The sequence below is a fragment of the Streptococcus sp. 2100 genome (assembly GCF_013276335.1).
GTDB classification, from domain to species: Bacteria; Bacillota; Bacilli; order Lactobacillales; family Streptococcaceae; genus Streptococcus; species Streptococcus pseudopneumoniae.
This window is the reverse complement of the sequence record NZ_VMKV01000001.1, coordinates 1-18,871: the sequence shown is the minus strand read 5'-3', so window position 1 is coordinate 18,871 and position 18,871 is coordinate 1. Positions and strand designations below refer to the sequence as shown.

17 protein-coding genes and 1 pseudogene are annotated in these 18,871 nt (G+C 35.6%); 16 read left to right on the top strand and 2 right to left on the bottom strand.

Annotated elements, in window-relative coordinates; translation table 11 throughout:
- Positions 1-21 precede the first annotated feature (21 nt).
- Positions 22-501: a 23S rRNA (pseudouridine(1915)-N(3))-methyltransferase RlmH gene (gene rlmH / locus HT669_RS00085; RefSeq protein WP_000695932.1), complete on the bottom strand. Its 480-nt coding sequence runs from the start codon at positions 499-501 to the stop codon at positions 22-24.
- 182 nt (positions 502-683) lie between these two features.
- On the opposite strand from rlmH, the gene HT669_RS00080 reads away from it, so the two are divergent.
- The 16 genes from HT669_RS00080 to HT669_RS00010 all read left to right on the top strand — a co-directional run bounded on the left by HT669_RS00080 (position 684) and on the right by HT669_RS00010 (position 17,626).
- On the top strand, positions 684-1,865 hold the full coding sequence (locus tag HT669_RS00080) for a S1C family serine protease (protein ID WP_000681604.1): 1,182 nt from the start codon (positions 684-686) through the stop codon (positions 1,863-1,865).
- A gap of 57 nt (positions 1,866-1,922) precedes the next feature.
- Complete coding sequence (locus HT669_RS00075; RefSeq protein ID WP_050207760.1) at positions 1,923-2,681, top strand: ParB/RepB/Spo0J family partition protein; 759 nt, start codon at positions 1,923-1,925, stop codon at positions 2,679-2,681.
- A 212-nt stretch (positions 2,682-2,893) separates the two neighbouring features.
- Positions 2,894-4,255: a chromosomal replication initiator protein DnaA gene (dnaA, locus tag HT669_RS00070; protein WP_023936251.1), complete on the top strand. Its 1,362-nt coding sequence runs from the start codon at positions 2,894-2,896 to the stop codon at positions 4,253-4,255.
- Between the two features lie 158 nt (positions 4,256-4,413).
- Positions 4,414-5,550, top strand: a complete 1,137-nt coding sequence (dnaN, locus tag HT669_RS00065; RefSeq protein WP_172925058.1) for a DNA polymerase III subunit beta — start codon at positions 4,414-4,416, stop codon at positions 5,548-5,550.
- A 64-nt stretch (positions 5,551-5,614) separates the two neighbouring features.
- A complete protein-coding gene (locus HT669_RS00060) occupies positions 5,615-5,809 on the top strand; it encodes a DUF951 family protein (RefSeq protein WP_000285186.1) in 195 nt (64 codons plus the stop codon).
- 83 nt (positions 5,810-5,892) lie between these two features.
- Positions 5,893-7,008 carry a redox-regulated ATPase YchF gene (ychF, locus tag HT669_RS00055; RefSeq protein ID WP_001218709.1) on the top strand — a complete coding sequence of 372 codons (1,116 nt, stop codon included), beginning with the start codon at positions 5,893-5,895 and terminating at the stop codon, positions 7,006-7,008.
- A gap of 71 nt (positions 7,009-7,079) precedes the next feature.
- Positions 7,080-7,649: an aminoacyl-tRNA hydrolase gene (pth, locus tag HT669_RS00050; protein ID WP_000163938.1), complete on the top strand. Its 570-nt coding sequence runs from the start codon at positions 7,080-7,082 to the stop codon at positions 7,647-7,649.
- Positions 7,650-11,159, top strand: coding sequence for a transcription-repair coupling factor (gene mfd, locus HT669_RS00045; protein ID WP_172922139.1), 3,510 nt, complete (start codon positions 7,650-7,652; stop codon positions 11,157-11,159).
- Positions 11,160-11,216: 57 nt separating this feature from the next.
- On the top strand, positions 11,217-11,483 hold the full coding sequence (locus HT669_RS00040; RefSeq protein ID WP_001234978.1) for an RNA-binding S4 domain-containing protein: 267 nt from the start codon (positions 11,217-11,219) through the stop codon (positions 11,481-11,483).
- Entirely contained in the window at positions 11,476-11,844 is a 369-nt protein-coding gene (locus tag HT669_RS00035; RefSeq protein ID WP_050216165.1) for a septum formation initiator family protein, read from the top strand. Before HT669_RS00040 ends, HT669_RS00035 begins: the two co-directional genes overlap by 8 nt.
- A gap of 4 nt (positions 11,845-11,848) precedes the next feature.
- Positions 11,849-11,971, top strand: a complete 123-nt coding sequence (locus HT669_RS11315; RefSeq protein WP_000429334.1) for an SP_0009 family protein — start codon at positions 11,849-11,851, stop codon at positions 11,969-11,971.
- Positions 11,964-13,232 (top strand): serine hydrolase, encoded by a 1,269-nt coding sequence (locus HT669_RS00030; RefSeq protein ID WP_172922138.1) that lies wholly within the window; start codon positions 11,964-11,966, stop codon positions 13,230-13,232. Before HT669_RS11315 ends, HT669_RS00030 begins: the two co-directional genes overlap by 8 nt.
- Positions 13,229-14,506: a tRNA lysidine(34) synthetase TilS gene (gene tilS, locus HT669_RS00025; protein WP_172922137.1), complete on the top strand. Its 1,278-nt coding sequence runs from the start codon at positions 13,229-13,231 to the stop codon at positions 14,504-14,506. The genes HT669_RS00030 and tilS overlap by 4 nt, the downstream gene beginning before the upstream one ends.
- A gap of 4 nt (positions 14,507-14,510) precedes the next feature.
- Positions 14,511-15,053 (top strand): hypoxanthine phosphoribosyltransferase, encoded by a 543-nt coding sequence (hpt, locus tag HT669_RS00020; protein ID WP_000892174.1) that lies wholly within the window; start codon positions 14,511-14,513, stop codon positions 15,051-15,053.
- 15 nt (positions 15,054-15,068) lie between these two features.
- Positions 15,069-17,027 (top strand): ATP-dependent zinc metalloprotease FtsH, encoded by a 1,959-nt coding sequence (ftsH, locus tag HT669_RS00015; RefSeq protein WP_000744568.1) that lies wholly within the window; start codon positions 15,069-15,071, stop codon positions 17,025-17,027.
- 119 nt (positions 17,028-17,146) lie between these two features.
- A complete protein-coding gene (locus HT669_RS00010; RefSeq protein ID WP_050207750.1) occupies positions 17,147-17,626 on the top strand; it encodes a transcriptional regulator in 480 nt (159 codons plus the stop codon).
- Positions 17,627-17,922: 296 nt separating this feature from the next.
- On the opposite strand, the pseudogene HT669_RS00005 reads toward HT669_RS00010, so the two are convergent.
- Positions 17,923-18,871, bottom strand: a pseudogene (locus tag HT669_RS00005) (ISNCY family transposase); the annotation flags it as partial.

Below are 18,871 nucleotides of genomic sequence, written 5' to 3'. Positions count from 1 at the left end.
AAAATTCAATTAAAAGTCAATTTATTTATGATAGGGTGATCCCTGCTGAATCGTAAAAGCGCGATAGATTTGTTCAACAAGAACTAGTCTCATTAACTGATGGGGCAAGGTTAGGCGACCAAAACTGACAGAAAGATTGGCTCTATTTTTTACAGCTGATGACAATCCTAAACTTCCCCCAATAATAAAGGTAAGAGTAGAAAATCCTTTTATAGAAGCTTCTTCTAACTGCTTACTAAATTCTTCTGAAGAGAACATTTTCCCTTCAATAGCTAATGCAATAACAAAATCACGGTCAGCAACTTTTGATAAAATTCTCTGACCTTCTATTTCTAAAATCTTTTGATTTTCTGATTCACTGGCCTTATCTGGTGTTTTTTCATCTGATAACTCAATCATTTCAAACTTAGCAAATCTAGAAATTCGTTTTGAATACTCTGCGATACCATCTTTTAAATACTTTTCTTTCAGTTTCCCAACTGTTACAACTTTAATTTTCATGACTCTATTCTAACATATTCTCTATTTTTTCACATCTTATTCACAAAATAAAAAATAGATTTCAATTAAGAAAATCACAGCTTCAAAAGAGTTATCCACAGTTTGTGTAAAACTTTTGTGTTTAAGTTATAATTAAGCTAGTCAGTTTATACTTTCAGTAATTCAAACATATGGAGGCAAATATGAAACATCTAAAAACATTTTACAAAAAATGGTTTCAATTATTAGTCGTTATCGTCATTAGCTTTTTTAGTGGAGCCTTGGGTAGTTTTTCAATAACTCAACTAACTCAAAAAAGTAGTGTAAACAACTCTAACAACAATAGTACTATTACACAAACTGCCTATAAGAACGAAAATTCAACAACACAGGCTGTTAATAAAGTAAAAGATGCCGTTGTATCCGTTATTACTTATTCAGCAAATAGACAAAATAGCGTATTTGGCAATGATGAGACTGATACAGATTCTCAGCAAATCTCTAGTGAGGGATCTGGCGTTATTTATAAAAAGAATGATAAAGAAGCTTACATCGTCACCAACAATCACGTTATAAATGGCGCTAGCAAAGTAGATATTCGATTATCAGATGGGACTAAAGTACCTGGAGAAATTGTCGGAGCGGATACTTTCTCTGATATTGCTGTCGTCAAAATCTCTTCAGAAAAAGTGACAACAGTAGCTGAGTTTGGTGATTCTAGCAAGTTAACCGTAGGAGAAACTGCTATTGCCATTGGTAGTCCGTTAGGTTCTGAATATGCAAATACTGTCACTCAAGGTATCGTATCTAGTCTTAATCGAAATGTATCTTTAAAATCTGAAGATGGACAAGCCATTTCTACAAAAGCCATCCAAACTGATACTGCTATTAATCCAGGTAACTCTGGTGGCCCACTGATCAATATCCAAGGACAGGTTATCGGAATTACCTCAAGTAAAATTGCCACAAATGGAGGAACATCTGTAGAAGGTCTTGGTTTTGCAATCCCTGCAAATGATGCTATCAATATTATTGAACAGTTAGAAAAAAACGGAAAAGTGACGCGTCCAGCTTTGGGAATCCAGATGGTTAATTTATCTAATGTGAGTACAAGCGACATCAGAAGACTCAATATTCCAAGTAATGTTACATCTGGTGTAGTTGTTCGTTCGATACAAAGTAATATGCCTGCCAATGGTCACCTTGAAAAATACGATGTAATTACAAAAGTAGATGACAAAGAGATTGCTTCATCAACAGACTTACAAAGTGCTCTTTACAATCATTCTATCGGAGACACCATTAAGATCACTTACTATCGCAACGGTAAAGAAGAAACTACATCTATTAAACTTGACAAGAGTTCAGGTGATTTAGAATCTTAATTGACATCTATGTAAAGAAAGCTTTACATAAGAGAAAAGATGTGTTAGTGTAGAATCATGGAAAAATTTGAAATGATTTCTATCACAGATATACAAAAAAATCCCTATCAACCCCGAAAAGAATTTGATAGAGAAAAACTAGATGAACTAGCACAGTCTATCAAAGAAAATGGGCTCATTCAACCGATTATTGTTCGTCAATCTCCTGTTATTGGTTATGAAATCCTTGCAGGAGAAAGACGCTATCGGGCTTCACTTTTAGCTGGTCTACGGTCTATCCCAGCTGTTGTTAAACAGATTTCAGACCAAGAGATGATGGTTCAGTCCATTATTGAAAATTTACAGAGAGAAAATTTAAACCCAATAGAAGAAGCACGCGCCTATGAATCTCTCGTAGAGAAAGGATTCACCCATGCTGAAATTGCAGATAAAATGGGCAAGTCTCGTCCATATATCAGCAACTCCATTCGTTTACTTTCCTTGCCAGAACAGATTCTCTCAGAAGTAGAAAATGGCAAACTATCACAAGCCCATGCGCGTTCCCTAGTTGGGTTAAATAAGGAACAACAAGACTATTTCTTTCAACGGATTATAGAAGAAGATATTTCTGTAAGGAAGTTAGAAGCTCTTCTGACAGAGAAAAAACAAAAGAAACAGCAAAAAACGAATCATTTCATACAAAATGAAGAAAAACAGTTAAGAAAACTACTCGGATTAGATGTAGAAATTAAACTATCTAAAAAAGACAGTGGAAAAATCATTATTTCTTTTTCAAATCAAGAAGAATATAGTAGAATTATCAACAGCCTGAAATAAGGCTGTTCTTTTATTTTTTTATCTCACAAGGTTATCCACTATGTTTTTCGATAAAAAGCTTAATAAATCAATAATTTTTTCTTTTATCCCCAACCTGTGGATAAAGTTTGGTAACATTGTGGATTATTTTTCACAGCTTGTGGAAAATTCTTGCTATCTATGGTAAAATATCTCTAGTATTAAACTTTTAAATAGTAAAGGAGGAGAAAGGATTGAAAGAAAAACAATTTTGGAATCGTATATTAGAATTTGCACAAGAAAGACTGACTCGATCCATGTATGATTTCTATGCTATTCAAGCTGAACTCATCAAGGTAGAGGAAAATGTTGCCACTATATTTCTACCTCGCTCTGAAATGGAAATGGTCTGGGAAAAACAACTAAAAGATATTATTGTAGTAGCTGGTTTTGAAATTTATGACGCTGAAATAACTCCCCACTATATTTTCACCAAACCTCAAGATACGACTAGCTCACAAGTTGAAGAAGCTACAAATTTAACTCTTTATGACTATAGTCCAAAGTTAGTATCTATTCCTTATTCAGATACGGGATTAAAAGAAAAGTATACCTTTGATAACTTTATTCAAGGGGATGGAAATGTTTGGGCTGTATCAGCCGCTTTAGCTGTCTCTGAAGATTTGGCTCTGACCTATAACCCTCTTTTTATCTATGGAGGACCAGGCCTTGGTAAGACTCACTTATTAAACGCTATTGGAAATGAAATTCTAAAAAATATTCCAAATGCACGTGTCAAATACATACCTGCTGAAAGCTTTATTAATGACTTTCTTGATCACCTAAGACTTGGGGAAATGGAAAAATTTAAAAAAACCTATCGTAGTCTTGATCTTTTGTTAATCGATGATATCCAGTCACTCAGCGGAAAAAAAGTCGCAACTCAGGAAGAATTTTTCAATACCTTTAACGCCCTTCATGACAAGCAAAAACAGATTGTCCTAACCAGTGATCGTAGTCCAAAACATTTAGAAGGGCTCGAGGAGAGGCTTGTCACGCGCTTTAGTTGGGGATTGACACAAACTATCACACCCCCTGACTTTGAAACACGCATTGCCATTTTACAAAGTAAAACGGAACATTTAGGCTACAATTTCCAAAGTGATACTCTAGAATACCTAGCTGGGCAATTTGATTCAAATGTTCGAGATCTTGAGGGAGCCATCAACGACATCACTTTAATTGCCAGAGTAAAAAATATCAAGGATATCACTATTGATATTGCTGCAGAAGCTATTAGAGCTCGAAAACAAGATGTTAGCCAAATGCTCGTCATCCCAATTGACAAAATCCAAAATGAAGTTGGTAACTTCTATGGAGTTAGTGTCAAAGAAATGAAGGGAAGCAGACGCCTTCAAAACATTGTGTTAGCCCGTCAAGTAGCCATGTATTTATCTAGAGAACTAACAGATAATAGTCTTCCAAAAATTGGGAAGGAATTTGGTGGAAAAGATCATACAACAGTTATTCATGCCCATGCTAAAATTAAATCTTTGATTGATGAAGACGATAATTTACGCTTAGAAATTGAATCAATCAAAAAGAAAATCAAATAAGTTGTGGATAACTTTTACTTTATTATCTTTTTTATCCACATTTTTTAAACAAGCCAAAAAACTTGATATGACTTGTTTAAAGTCTGTTTTCCACAGATTTCACAGACTCTATTATTACTATTATCCTTCTAATACTAAAAATAAATAAAGGAGAATCCATGATTCATTTTTCAATTAATAAAAATTTATTTCTACAAGCATTAAATATTACTAAGAGAGCTATTAGTTCTAAAAATGCCATTCCTATTTTATCAACTGTCAAAATTGACGTGACAAACGAAGGGGTTACTTTAATTGGTTCAAATGGTCAGATTTCAATTGAAAATTTTATTTCTCAAAAAAATGAAGATGCTGGTTTGTTAATTACTTCTTTAGGTTCGATCCTTCTTGAAGCTTCTTTCTTTATCAATGTTGTATCTAGTCTACCTGATGTGACTCTTGATTTTAAAGAAATTGAACAAAATCAAATTGTTTTAACCAGTGGAAAATCAGAAATTACCCTAAAAGGAAAAGATAGCGAACAATATCCACGAATCCAAGAAATTTCAGCAAGCACTCCTTTGGTTCTTGAAACAAAATTACTCAAGAAAATTATCAATGAAACAGCTTTTGCTGCAAGTACCCAAGAGAGTCGTCCAATTTTAACAGGTGTTCATTTTGTATTGAGTCAACACAAGGAGCTAAAAACAGTTGCAACAGACTCTCATCGTTTAAGCCAGAAAAAATTAACGCTTGAGAAAAATAGTGATGATTTTGATGTCGTGATTCCTAGCCGTTCTCTACGCGAATTTTCAGTGGTATTTACAGATGATATCGAAACTGTAGAGATTTTCTTTGCCAATAACCAAATCCTCTTTAGAAGCGAAAATATTAGCTTCTATACTCGTCTCCTAGAAGGAAACTATCCTGATACAGATCGCTTGATTCCAACAGACTTTAACACTACTATTACTTTTGATGTGGTAAACTTACGCCAGTCAATGGAACGTGCTCGTCTTTTATCAAGTGCGACTCAAAATGGTACTGTGAAACTTGAAATTAAAGATGGGGTTGTTAGTGCCCATGTTCACTCTCCAGAAGTTGGTAAAGTAAACGAAGAAATCGATACTGACCAGGTTACTGGGGATGATTTGACCATTAGTTTCAACCCAACTTACTTGATTGATTCTCTTAAAGCTTTAAATAGCGAAAAGGTGACCATTAGCTTTATCTCAGCTGTTCGTCCATTTACTCTTGTGCCAGCAGATACTGACGAAGACTTCATGCAGCTCATTACACCAGTTCGTACTAATTAAGTGAAAGAGGTTGAGCTTAGCTCGCCTCTTTTATGATATAATCGAAAAAGAAAAGGAGAGTAGTATGTATCAAGTTGGAAATTTTGTTGAGATGAAAAAACCACATGCTTGCACCATCAAGTCAACAGGCAAAAAAGCTAATCGTTGGGAAATTACACGTGTAGGAGCAGATATCAAAATAAAATGCAGTAATTGTGACCATGTTGTCATGATGGGACGCTATGATTTTGATCGAAAAATGAATAAAATTATTGACTGAGAACCCTTAGTTAGAGGGTTAGCACTTTATCCCTTTTTGTGTTATAATATTAGGGATTGAAATGAAAACGGAGAATGAGAAATATGGCTTTGACAGCAGGTATCGTTGGTTTGCCAAACGTTGGTAAATCAACACTATTTAATGCAATTACAAAAGCAGGAGCAGAGGCAGCAAACTACCCATTTGCGACGATTGATCCAAACGTTGGAATGGTTGAAGTTCCAGATGAACGCCTACAAAAACTAACTGAAATGATTACTCCTAAAAAGACAGTGCCAACAACATTTGAATTTACAGATATTGCAGGGATTGTAAAAGGAGCTTCAAAAGGAGAAGGGCTAGGGAATAAATTCTTGGCCAATATTCGTGAAGTAGATGCGATTGTTCACGTAGTTCGTGCTTTTGATGATGAAAATGTGATGCGCGAGCAAGGACGTGAAGACGCCTTTGTAGATCCACTTGCCGATATTGACACCATTAACCTAGAATTGATTCTTGCTGACTTAGAATCGGTGAACAAACGATATGCGCGTGTAGAAAAGATGGCACGTACGCAAAAAGATAAAGAATCAGTAGCTGAGTTTAATGTTCTTCAAAAGATTAAACCAGTCCTTGAAGATGGGAAATCAGCTCGAACTATTGAATTTACAGATGAGGAACAAAAGGTTGTAAAAGGTCTTTTCCTTTTGACGACTAAACCAGTGCTCTATGTTGCTAATGTTGACGAGGATGTGGTTTCAGAACCTGACTCTATCGACTATGTCAAACAAATTCGTGAATTTGCAGCGACAGAAAATGCTGAAGTAGTCGTCATTTCTGCGCGTGCTGAGGAAGAAATTTCTGAATTGGACGATGAAGATAAAAAAGAGTTTCTTGAAGCCATTGGTTTGACAGAATCAGGTGTAGATAAGTTGACGCGTGCAGCTTACCACTTGCTTGGATTGGGAACTTACTTCACAGCTGGTGAAAAAGAAGTTCGCGCTTGGACTTTCAAACGTAGTATGAAGGCTCCTCAAGCAGCTGGGATTATCCACTCAGACTTTGAAAAAGGATTTATTCGTGCAGTAACCATGTCATATGAGGATTTAGTGAAATACGGATCTGAAAAGGCCGTAAAAGAAGCTGGACGCTTGCGTGAAGAAGGAAAAGAATATATCGTTCAAGATGGCGATATCATGGAATTCCGCTTTAATGTCTAAAAAATTAATAAATGGTGTCAATTAGGTTGGAAAAAAATTCCAACCCTTTTGGCTTTTGAAAGGAAAAATAAATGACCAAATTACTTGTAGGCTTGGGAAATCCAGGAGATAAATATTTTGAAACAAAACACAATGTTGGATTTATGTTGATTGACCAACTAGCGAAAAAACAAAATGTCACTTTTACACATGATAAGATATTTCAAGCTGACCTAGCATCCTTTTTCCTAAATGGAGAAAAAATTTATCTTGTCAAACCAACGACATTTATGAATGAAAGTGGAAAAGCGGTTCATGCTTTATTGACTTATTATGGTTTGGATATTGAAGATTTACTCATCATTTACGATGATCTTGACATGGAAGTTGGAAAGATTCGTTTAAGAGCAAAAGGTTCAGCAGGTGGTCATAATGGTATCAAGTCTATTATTCAACATATTGGAACCCAAACCTTTAATCGTGTTAAGATTGGAATCGGAAGACCTAAAAATGGCATGTCAGTTGTTAACCATGTTTTGAGTACCTTTGACAAGGATGATTATATCGGTATTTTACAGTCTATTGACAAAGTTGACGACTCTGTAAACTACTATTTACAAGAGAAAAACTTTGAAAAAACGATGCAGAGGTATAACGGATAAATGGTGACCTTATTAGATTTATTCTCAGAAAATGATCAGATAAAAAAATGGCATCAAAATCTGACAGATAAGAAAAGACAATTAATGTTAGGTTTGTCAACTTCTACAAAAGCTTTAGCAATAGCTAGTAGTTTGAGACAGGAAGATAAGATTGTGTTATTGACGTCAACTTATGGAGAAGCAGAAGGACTTGTTAGTGATCTTCTATCTATCTTGGGTGAGGAATTTGTCTATCCATTTTTGGTAGATGACTCCCCTATGGTAGAATTTTTGATGTCTTCACAAGAAAAAATCATTTCACGGGTTGAAGCCTTGCGTTTTTTGACTGATTCATCTAAGAAAGGGATTTTAGTTTGTAATATCGCAGCAAGTCGATTGATTTTACCGTCTCCAAATGTATTCAAAGATAGTATTGTAAAAATCTCAATCGGTGAAGAATATGATCAACACGCGATTATCCATCAGTTGAAGGAAATTGGCTATCGAAAAGTTACACAAGTACAAACTCAAGGCGAATTTAGTCTTCGAGGAGATATTTTAGATATTTTTGAAATATCCCAGTTAGAACCTTGCCGAATTGAGTTTTTTGGTGATGAAATTGATGGTATCAGGTCATTTGAAGTAGAAACACAATTATCGAAAGAAAATAAGACAGAACTCACCATATTTCCAGCTAGCGACATAATTTTGAGAGAAAAGGATTATCAACGAGGTCAGTCAGCTTTAGAAAAACAGATTTCAAAAACGTTATCACCTATTTTAAAATCATACTTAGAAGAAATTCTTTCAAGTTTTCACCAAAAACAAATGCATTCTGATTCACGGAAATTTTTATCTTTATGCTATGATAAGACATGGACTGTATTTGATTATATTGAAAAAAACATACCAATATTCTTTGATGATTATCAAAAATTGATGAATCAGTATGAAGTCTTTGAAAGAGAATTAGCGCAGTACTTTACAGAAGAATTACAGAATAGTAAAGCATTTTCTGATATGCAGTATTTTGCTGATATTGAACAAATCTATAAAAAACAAAGTCCGGTGACTTTTTTCTCTAATCTTCAAAAGGGACTAGGAAATCTCAAGTTTGACCAAATTTATCAATTTAATCAATATCCTATGCAGGAGTTTTTCAATCAATTTTCTTTTTTAAAAGAAGAAATTGAACGATACAAAAAAATGGATTACACTATTATCCTGCAATCTAGCAATTCAATGGGAAGTAAAACATTGGAGGATGTGTTAGAGGAATATCAGATTAAATTGGATTCTAGAGATAAGTCAAGAATCTGTCAAGAATCTGTAAACTTAATCGAGGGCAATCTCAGACATGGTTTTCATTTTGTAGATGAAAAAATTCTGGTGATTACTGAACATGAGATTTTTCAAAAGAAATTAAAACGTCGTTTTCGAAGACAACATGTTTCAAATGCAGAGCGCTTAAAAGATTATAATGAACTTGAAAAAGGGGACTACGTTGTTCACCACATTCATGGAATTGGTCAATACCTAGGAATTGAAACCATTGAAATCAAAGGGATTCACCGCGATTATGTTAGCGTCCAATACCAAAACGGGGATCAAATCTCTATCCCAGTGGAACAGATTCATCTACTGTCCAAATACGTTTCAAGTGACGGGAAAGCTCCTAAACTCAATAAATTAAATGACGGTCATTTCAAAAAAGCCAAGCAAAAAGTTAAGAACCAGGTAGAGGATATAGCTGACGATTTAATCAAACTTTATTCTGAGCGCAGCCAGTTGAAGGGTTTTGCTTTCTCAGCTGATGATGAAGATCAACATGCTTTTGATGATGCCTTCCCTTATGTTGAAACGGATGATCAACTTCGTAGTGTTGAGGAAATCAAGAGCGATATGCAGGCTTCTCAGCCAATGGATCGACTTTTAGTTGGGGATGTTGGTTTTGGAAAGACTGAAGTTGCTATGCGTGCAGCCTTTAAGGCAGTCAATGATCACAAACAGGTTGTCGTTCTAGTTCCGACAACGGTTTTAGCGCAACAGCACTATACAAATTTTAAGGAACGATTCCAAAATTTTGCAGTTAATATTGATGTGTTGAGTCGCTTTAGAAGTAAAAAAGAGCAGACTGAAACACTTGAAAAATTGAAAAAGGGTCAAGTTGATATTTTGATTGGAACCCATCGTGTTTTGTCAAAAGATGTTGTGTTTGCTGATTTGGGCTTGATGATTATTGATGAAGAACAGAGATTTGGTGTCAAGCATAAGGAAACCTTGAAAGAATTGAAAAAACAAGTGGATGTCCTAACCTTGACCGCTACGCCAATTCCTCGTACCCTTCATATGTCTATGCTGGGAATCAGAGATTTGTCTGTTATTGAAACTCCGCCGACTAATCGTTATCCAGTGCAAACCTATGTTTTGGAAAAGAATGATAGTGTCATTCGTGATGCTGTTTTGCGTGAAATGGAGCGTGGAGGTCAAGTTTACTATCTTTACAACAAAGTTGACACGATTGACCAGAAGGTTTCAGAATTACAGGAGTTGATTCCAGAGGCTTCGATTGGTTATGTTCATGGGCAAATGAGTGAGATTCAGTTAGAAAATACTCTACTGGATTTCATTGAAGGTCAGTATGATATTTTAGTGACGACTACCATTATTGAGACAGGGGTGGATATTCCAAATGCCAATACTTTATTTATTGAAAATGCGGACCATATGGGCTTGTCAACCTTGTATCAGTTAAGAGGAAGAGTCGGTCGTAGTAATCGTATTGCTTATGCCTATCTCATGTATCGTCCAGAAAAATCAATCAGTGAAGTCTCTGAGAAGAGATTAGAAGCCATCAAAGGATTTACAGAATTGGGATCTGGATTTAAGATTGCTATGCGAGATCTTTCGATTCGCGGAGCAGGGAATCTCCTAGGAAAATCCCAGTCTGGTTTCATTGATTCTGTTGGTTTTGAATTGTATTCGCAGTTATTAGAGGAAGCTATTGCTAAACGAAACGGTAATGCTAATGCTAACACAAGAACCAAAGGTAATGCCGAATTGATTTTACAAATTGATGCCTATCTTCCTGATACTTATATTTCTGATCAACGACATAAGATTGAAATTTACAAGAAAATTCGTCAAATTGACAATCGTGTCAATTACGAAGAGTTACAAGAAGAGCTGATGGACCGTTTTGGAGAATACCCAGATGTAGTTGCTTATCTTTTAGAGATTGGTTTAGTCAAGTCATATTTGGACAAGATCTTTGTTCAACGTGTGGAAAGAAAAGATAATAAGATTACAGTTCAATTTGAAAAAGTCACTCAACGACTGTTTTTAGCTCAAGATTATTTTAAAGCGTTATCCGCAACGAACTTAAAAGCGGGTATCGCTGAGAATAAGGGATTAATGGAGCTTGTATTTGATGTCCAAAATAAGAAAGATTATGAAATTTTAGAAGGTCTGCTGATTTTTGGAGAAAGTTTATTAGAGATAAAAGAGTCTAAGAAAGAAAATTTCATTTGATATTTTTCTTCTATAAAGTAGATAAAAATGGTACAATAATAAATTAAGGTAATAAGTATGAGATTAGATAAATATTTAAAAGTATCGCGAATTATCAAGCGTCGTACAGTCGCAAAGGAAGTAGCAGATAAAGGTAGAATCAAGGTTAATGGAATCTTGGCCAAAAGTTCAACGGACTTGAAAGTTAATGACCAAGTTGAAATTCGCTTTGGCAATAAGTTGCTACTTGTAAAAGTACTAGAGATGAAAGATAGTACAAAAAAAGAAGATGCAGCAGGCATGTATGAAATTATCAGTGAAACACGGGTAGAAGAAAATGTCTAAAAATATCGTACAATTGAATAATTCTTTTATTCAAAATGAATATCAACGTCGTCGCTACCTGATGAAAGAACGGCAAAAACGGAATCGTTTTATGGGGTGGGTATTGATTTTGATTATGCTATTATTTATCTTGCCAACTTTTAATTTAGCGCAGAGCTATCAACAATTACTCCAAAGACGTCAGCAACTAGCAGACTTGCAAACTCAGTATCGGACTTTGAGTGATGAAAAGGATAAGGAGACAGCATTTGCTACCAAGTTGAAAGATGAGGATTATGCTGCCAAATATACACGAGCGAAGTACTATTATTCTAAGTCGAGGGAAATAGTTTATACGATTCCTGACTTGCTTCAAAGGTGATAAAATGGAAAATTTATTAGATGTAATTGAGCAATTTTTGAGTTTATCAGATGAAAAGCTGGAAGAATTGGCTGATAAAAATCAATTATTGCGTTTACAAGAAGAAAAGGAAAGGAAGAATGCGTAAATTCTTAATTATTTTGTTGCTACCGAGTTTTTTGACCATCTCAAAAGTCGTTAGCACAGAAAAAGAAGTCGTCTATACTTCGAAAGAAATTTATTACCTTTCACAATCTGACTTTGGTATTTATTTTAGAGAAAAGCTAAGTTCTCCTATGGTTTATGGAGAAGTTCCTGTCTATGCGAATGAAGATTTAGTAGTGGAATCTGGAAAATTGACTCCTAAAACAAGTTTTCAAATAACCGAGTGGCGCTTAAATAAACAAGGAATTCCGGTATTTAAGCTATCAAATCATCAATTTATAGCTGCGGACAAACGATTTTTATATGATCAGTCAGAGGTAACTTCAACAATAAAAAAAGTATGGTTAGAATCTGACTTTAAACTGTATAATAGCCCTTATGATTTAAAAGAAGTGAAATCATCCTTATCAGCTTATTCGCAAGTATCAATCGACAAAACCATGTTTGTAGAAGGAAGAGAATTTCTACATATTGATCAGGTTGGATGGGTAGCTAAAGAATCAACTTCTGAAGAAGATAATCGGATGAGTAAAGTCCAAGAAATGTTATCGGAAAAATATCAGAAGGATTCATTCTCTATTTATGTTAAGCAACTGACTACTGGAAAAGAAGCCGGTATCAATCAAGATGAAAAGATGTATGCAGCTAGCGTTTTGAAACTCCCTTATCTCTATTATGCGCAAGAAAAAATAAATGATGGTCTTTATCAGTTAGATACGACTGTAAAATACGTATCTGCAGTCAATGATTTTCCAGGTTCTTATAAACCAGAAGGAAGTGGTAGTCTTCCTAAAAAAGAGGATAATAAAGAGTATTCTCTCAAGGACTTAATCACAAAAGTATCTAAAGAATCTGATAATGTAGCTCATAATCTATTGGGTTATTACATTTCAAACCAATCTGATGCCACATTCAAATCCAAGATGTCTGCCATTATGGGAGATGATTGGGATCTAAAAGAAAAATTGATTTCTTCTAAGATGGCCGGGAAGGTCATGGAAGCTATTTATAACCAAAATGGATTTGTGCTAGAGTCTTTGACTAAAACAGATTTTGATAATCAGCGAATTGCCAAAGGTGTTTCTGTGAAGGTAGCTCATAAAATTGGGGATGCGGACGAATTTAAGCATGATACGGGTGTTGTCTACGCAGATTCTCCATTTATTCTTTCTATTTTCACTAAGAATTCTGATTATGATACGATTTCTCAGATAGCCAAGGATGTTTATGAGGTTCTAAAATGAGGGAACAAGATTTTTTAAATCATTTTCTTAAGAAGGGATATTTCAAAAAGCATGCTAAGGCGGTTCTAGCTCTTTCTGGTGGATTAGATTCTATGTTTCTATTTAAGGTATTGTCTACTTATCAAAAAGAGTTAGAGATTGAATTGATTCTGGCTCATGTGAATCATAAGCAGAGAATTGAATCAGATTGGGAAGAAAAGGAATTAAGGAAGTTGGCTGCTGAAGCAGAGCTTCCTATTTATGTCAGCGATTTTTCAGGAGAATTTTCAGAAGCGCGTGCTCGACATTTTCGTTATGATTTTTTTCAAGAGGTCATGAAAAAGACAGGTGCGACAGCCTTAGTCACTGCCCACCATGCGGATGACCAGGTGGAAACGATTTTGATGCGTTTGATTAGAGGCACTCGTTTGCGCTATCTATCAGGAATTAAGGAGAAGCAAGTAGTCGGAGAGATAGAAATCATTCGTCCCTTCTTGAATTTTCAGAAAAAAGACTTTCCACCAATTTTTCACTTTGAAGATACATCAAATAAGGAAAATCATTATTTTCGCAACCGTATTCGAAACTCTTATTTACCAGAATTAGAGAAAGAAAATCCTAGATTTAGAGATGCCATCTTAAGCATCGGCAATGAAATTTTAGATTATGACTTAGCTATAGCTGAATTATTAAAGAATATTGATGTAGAAAATTTAGATCAGCTATTGTCTTACTCTGAGTCGACACAAAGAGTTTTACTTCAAACTTATCTGAATCGTTTTCCAGATTTGAAGCTTACAAAAGCTCAGTTTGAAGAAGTTAGACAAATTTTAAAAACTAAAAGCCAGTATAGTCATCCGATTAAAAATGGTTATGAATTGATAAAAGAGTATCAACAGTTTCAGATTTGTAAAATCAGTCCGCAGGCTGATGAAAAGGAAGATGAACTTGTGTTACACTATCAAAATCAGGTATCTTATCAAGGATACACATTTTCCTTTGGAATTCCTTTAGAAGGTGAATCAATTCAACAAATACCTGTTTCACGCGAAACATCCATACACATTCGTCATCGAAAACCAGGAGATGTTTTGATTCAAAATGGGCATAGAAAAAAACTCAGACGTCTATTTATTGATTTGAAAATCCCTATGGAAAAGCGAAAATCTACTCTGATTATTGAGCAATTTGGTGAAATTGTCTCAATTTTGGGAATTGCGACCAGTAATTTGAGTAAAAACACGAAAAATGATATAATGAACACTGTACTTTATATAGAAAAAATAGATAGGTAAAAAAATGTTAGAAAACGATATTAAAAAAATCCTCGTTTCACACGATGAAATTACAGAAGCTGCTAAAAAATTAGGTGCTCAATTAACTAAGGACTATGCAGGAAAAAATCCAATCTTGGTTGGGATTTTAAAAGGATCTATTCCTTTTATGGCTGAATTGGTTAAACATATTGATACACATATTGAAATGGACTTCATGATGGTTTCTAGCTACCATGGTGGAACAGCAAGTAGTGGTGTTATCAATATTAAACAAGATGTGACTCAAGATATCAAAGGAAGACATGTTCTATTTGTAGAAGATATCATTGATACAGGTCAAACTTTGAAGAATTTGCGAGATATGTTTATTGCAAGAGAAGCAGCTTCTGTTAAGATTGCAACCTTGTTGGATAAACCAGAAGGACGTGTTGTAGAAATTGAGGCAGACTATACCTGCTTTACTATCCCAAATGAGTTTGTAGTAGGTTATGGTTTAGACTACAAAGAAAATTATCGTAATCTTCCTTATGTTGGAGTATTGAAAGAAGACGTGTATTCAAATTAGAAAGAATAATTTTTAATGAAAAAACAAAATAATGGTTTAATTAAAAATCCATTTCTATGGTTATTACTTATTTTTTTCCTAGTTACAGCTTACCAGTATTTTAGTACAGGTAGTGTTGCAGGGAAAAGTGAGCAAATTAATTATACAGAATTGGTAAAAGAAATTACCGATGACAATGTAAAAGAATTAACCTACCAACCAAATGGCAGTGTTATCGAAGTTTCGGGTGTTTATAAAAATCCTAAAACAAGTAGAGAAGAAACAGGCATTCAGTTTTTCACGCCATCTGTTACTAAGGTAGAGAAATTTACCAGCACTATTCTTCCTGCAGATACTACCGTATCAGAATTGCAAAAACTTGCTACTGACCATAAAGCAGAAGTAACTGTTAAGCATGAAAGTTCAAGTGGTATGTGGATTAATCTACTCGTATCCATTGTGCCATTTGGAATTTTATTCTTCTTCCTATTCTCTATGATGGGAAATATGGGAGGAGGAAATGGCCGTAATCCAATGAGTTTTGGACGTAGTAAGGCTAAAGCTGCAAATAAAGAAGATATTAAAGTAAGATTTTCAGATGTTGCTGGAGCTGAGGAAGAAAAACAAGAACTAGTTGAAGTTGTTGAATTCTTAAAAGATCCAAAACGATTTACAAAACTTGGGGCTCGTATTCCAGCAGGTGTCCTTCTGGAGGGACCTCCGGGAACAGGTAAAACTTTGCTTGCTAAAGCAGTCGCCGGAGAAGCAGGTGTTCCATTCTTGAGTATCTCAGGTTCTGATTTTGTAGAAATGTTTGTCGGAGTTGGAGCTAGTCGTGTTCGTTCTCTTTTTGAAGATGCCAAAAAAGCAGCGCCAGCTATTATCTTTATCGATGAAATTGATGCTGTTGGTCGCCAACGTGGTGTCGGCCTCGGTGGAGGAAATGATGAACGTGAGCAAACCTTGAACCAACTATTGATTGAGATGGATGGTTTTGAGGGAAATGAAGGGATTATCGTCATTGCTGCGACAAACCGTTCAGATGTACTAGACCCGGCCCTTTTACGTCCAGGACGTTTTGATAGAAAAGTATTGGTTGGTCGCCCTGATGTTAAAGGTCGTGAAGCAATCTTGAAAGTTCATGCTAAGAACAAGCCTTTAGCAGAAGATGTTGATTTGAAATTAGTGGCTCAACAAACTCCAGGCTTTGTTGGTGCTGATTTAGAGAATGTCTTGAATGAAGCAGCCTTGGTTGCTGCTCGTCGCAATAAATCGATAATTGATGCTTCAGATATTGATGAAGCAGAAGATAGAGTGATTGCTGGACCTTCTAAGAAAGATAAGACAGTTTCACAAAAAGAACGTGAATTGGTTGCCTACCATGAGGCAGGACATACCATTGTTGGCCTAGTCTTATCGAATGCCCGCGTTGTTCATAAGGTTACAATTGTACCAAGAGGTCGTGCAGGGGGTTACATGATTGCACTTCCTAAGGAAGATCAAATGCTTCTATCTAAAGAAGATATGAAAGAGCAATTGGCTGGTTTAATGGGTGGACGTGTAGCTGAAGAAATTATCTTTAATGTCCAAACTACAGGAGCTTCAAACGACTTTGAACAGGCGACACAAATGGCGCGTGCAATGGTTACAGAGTACGGTATGAGTGAAAAACTTGGTCCAGTTCAATATGAAGGAAATCATGCTATGTTTGGTGCACAAAGCCCTCAAAAATCAATTTCAGAACAAACAGCTTATGAAATTGACGAAGAGGTTCGTTTATTATTGAATGAAGCACGAAATAAAGCTGCTGAAATTATTCAGTCAAATCGTGAAACTCACAAGTTGATTGCAGAAGCACTATTGAAATACGAAACATTGGATAGTACACAAATTAAATCTCTCTATGAAACAGGAAAGATGCCTGAAGCAGTAGAAGAGGAATCTCATGCATTATCTTATGATGAAGTAAAGTCAAAAATGAATGATGAAAAATAACCCAAAGAGAGGCAAGACCTCTCTTTTTTGTGCAGTTGAGGAGCTAAAGGGTGCAGAATGGATGAAATGTACCAAAAGTGTTTCTAATCTGTTAGACTGTATCTAGAAAGGGGAAAATTATGATTAAAGAATTGTATGAAGAAGTCCAAGGGACTGTGTATAAGTGTAGAAATGAATATTACCTTCATTTATGGGAATTGTCGGATTGGGATCAAGAGGGAATGATATGTCTACATGAATTGATTAGTAGAGAAGAAGAGCTGGCAGAAGATATTCCTCGTTTACGTAAATACTTCAAAACAAAATTCCGGAATCGAATTTTAGATTATCTTCGTAAGCAAGAAAGCCACAAACGAAGATATAATAAAGAACCATATGAAGAAGTAGGTGAGATTAGTCATCGTATAAGTGAGGGAGGTCTGTGGATAGATGACTATTATCTCTTTTATGAAACACTAAGAGATTATAGAAACAAACAAAGTAAAGAGAAACAAGAAGAGCTAGAACGCATTTTAAGAAATGAACGATTCCGAGGGCGTCAAAGAGTGTTAAGAGACTTACGTATTGTGTTTAAAGAGTTTGACATCCGTAGCCGGTAAGAAGCAATGCAAAAAAATGAAAAAAATAGGAAAAGGTGTGTCAATCGAAAGTGATGATGCCCCAAAAAATGGTGAGATTGAGGGCAATTATTTTGCTTTCATTTGACACGAGGAACCCTTGAAGCTGTTTTTTCAGCTAAACCAAGGCTAGTCTTAGCCTTGGCTCTCCAGCCTCACAGCTCCAAGCCTCTTATCAAATGAAATGCTTGTCTTAGACTCCTTATTTTCTCTCTCCTAAATGTAAGGGATAGAGTGATTTCCTTTAAGGAACAGCTTCCCATTTAGCGAGAAATAGATTATACTTGTAGCTGAGGAGAATGAAGCTCCTCACTAGTAAACTCTTCATAATCCTTTTTATTTTTCTGAAGATATTGTTTGAAAGATGTGAGTTTCCACGGATGGGTTTGTGGAGGGACATACTTGCGTCTTTCTTTTTTTGTTCTGGTTCTGATTCAAAGTTTTTCGAATAGAGTTCATGAACTAGTAGCTCCTTTGTGTGATAGATCTTGTCAGCGATATTGAGGTAGATGTCACCGTCAACTTCTTTTATAACGAATGCTTTCGTCTTTCTGCTGAAGTAGACTTCTTTTCCTTGTTCAACAGGGATATAGCAACGATTTTGGAATCGGATATGGTGTCCACGATCCACGACTCTCTCCGCCAGTCTAGCTAGAATGAGATTTCGTTCAGAGGGCTTAGGAGCCACCTCGAAGACAGAGAGTTTTGTCTTGTTTCCAAACTGTTCATTAAAGGTTTGAATGTAGGAAAGAAGGAAAGTATTGGCTTCTTCCAAGGTATGAATATTGTTTCGTTCCAGTTCAATAGGCAGGCGAGATTGTAGTGCCTGATTGAGTCTTTCGACTCTCCCTTTAGTTTGAGGGATAGCGGTTGTCTCAAGGAGAATCCCCAGTTGGTGACAGGCGTATCCAAACTGTGTATGGGTATCGTCCTCCATTTTCTTAGAGTTGGAGGCTTGATAGGTAAAGACCGTTCTCTTATCTGTTTTAATTTGAAGGGGAATGCCGTGATTGGCTAAGATTTGTTCAAGGACATGATAGTAAGCATTCAAGTTCTCTTTTTTATCAAAATAAGCCCCTAGGATATTGCCGGAAGCATCATCAATGGCTAAGTGTAAGTTAGAGGTTTCTGCTCCAAACCAGGCATGAGGGCTAGCCTCCATTTGGATGAGTTCTCGCCAAAAAATTGTAAAAAGTAAAAAAAGTTTAAAAAAGGTGTTGACAAAGT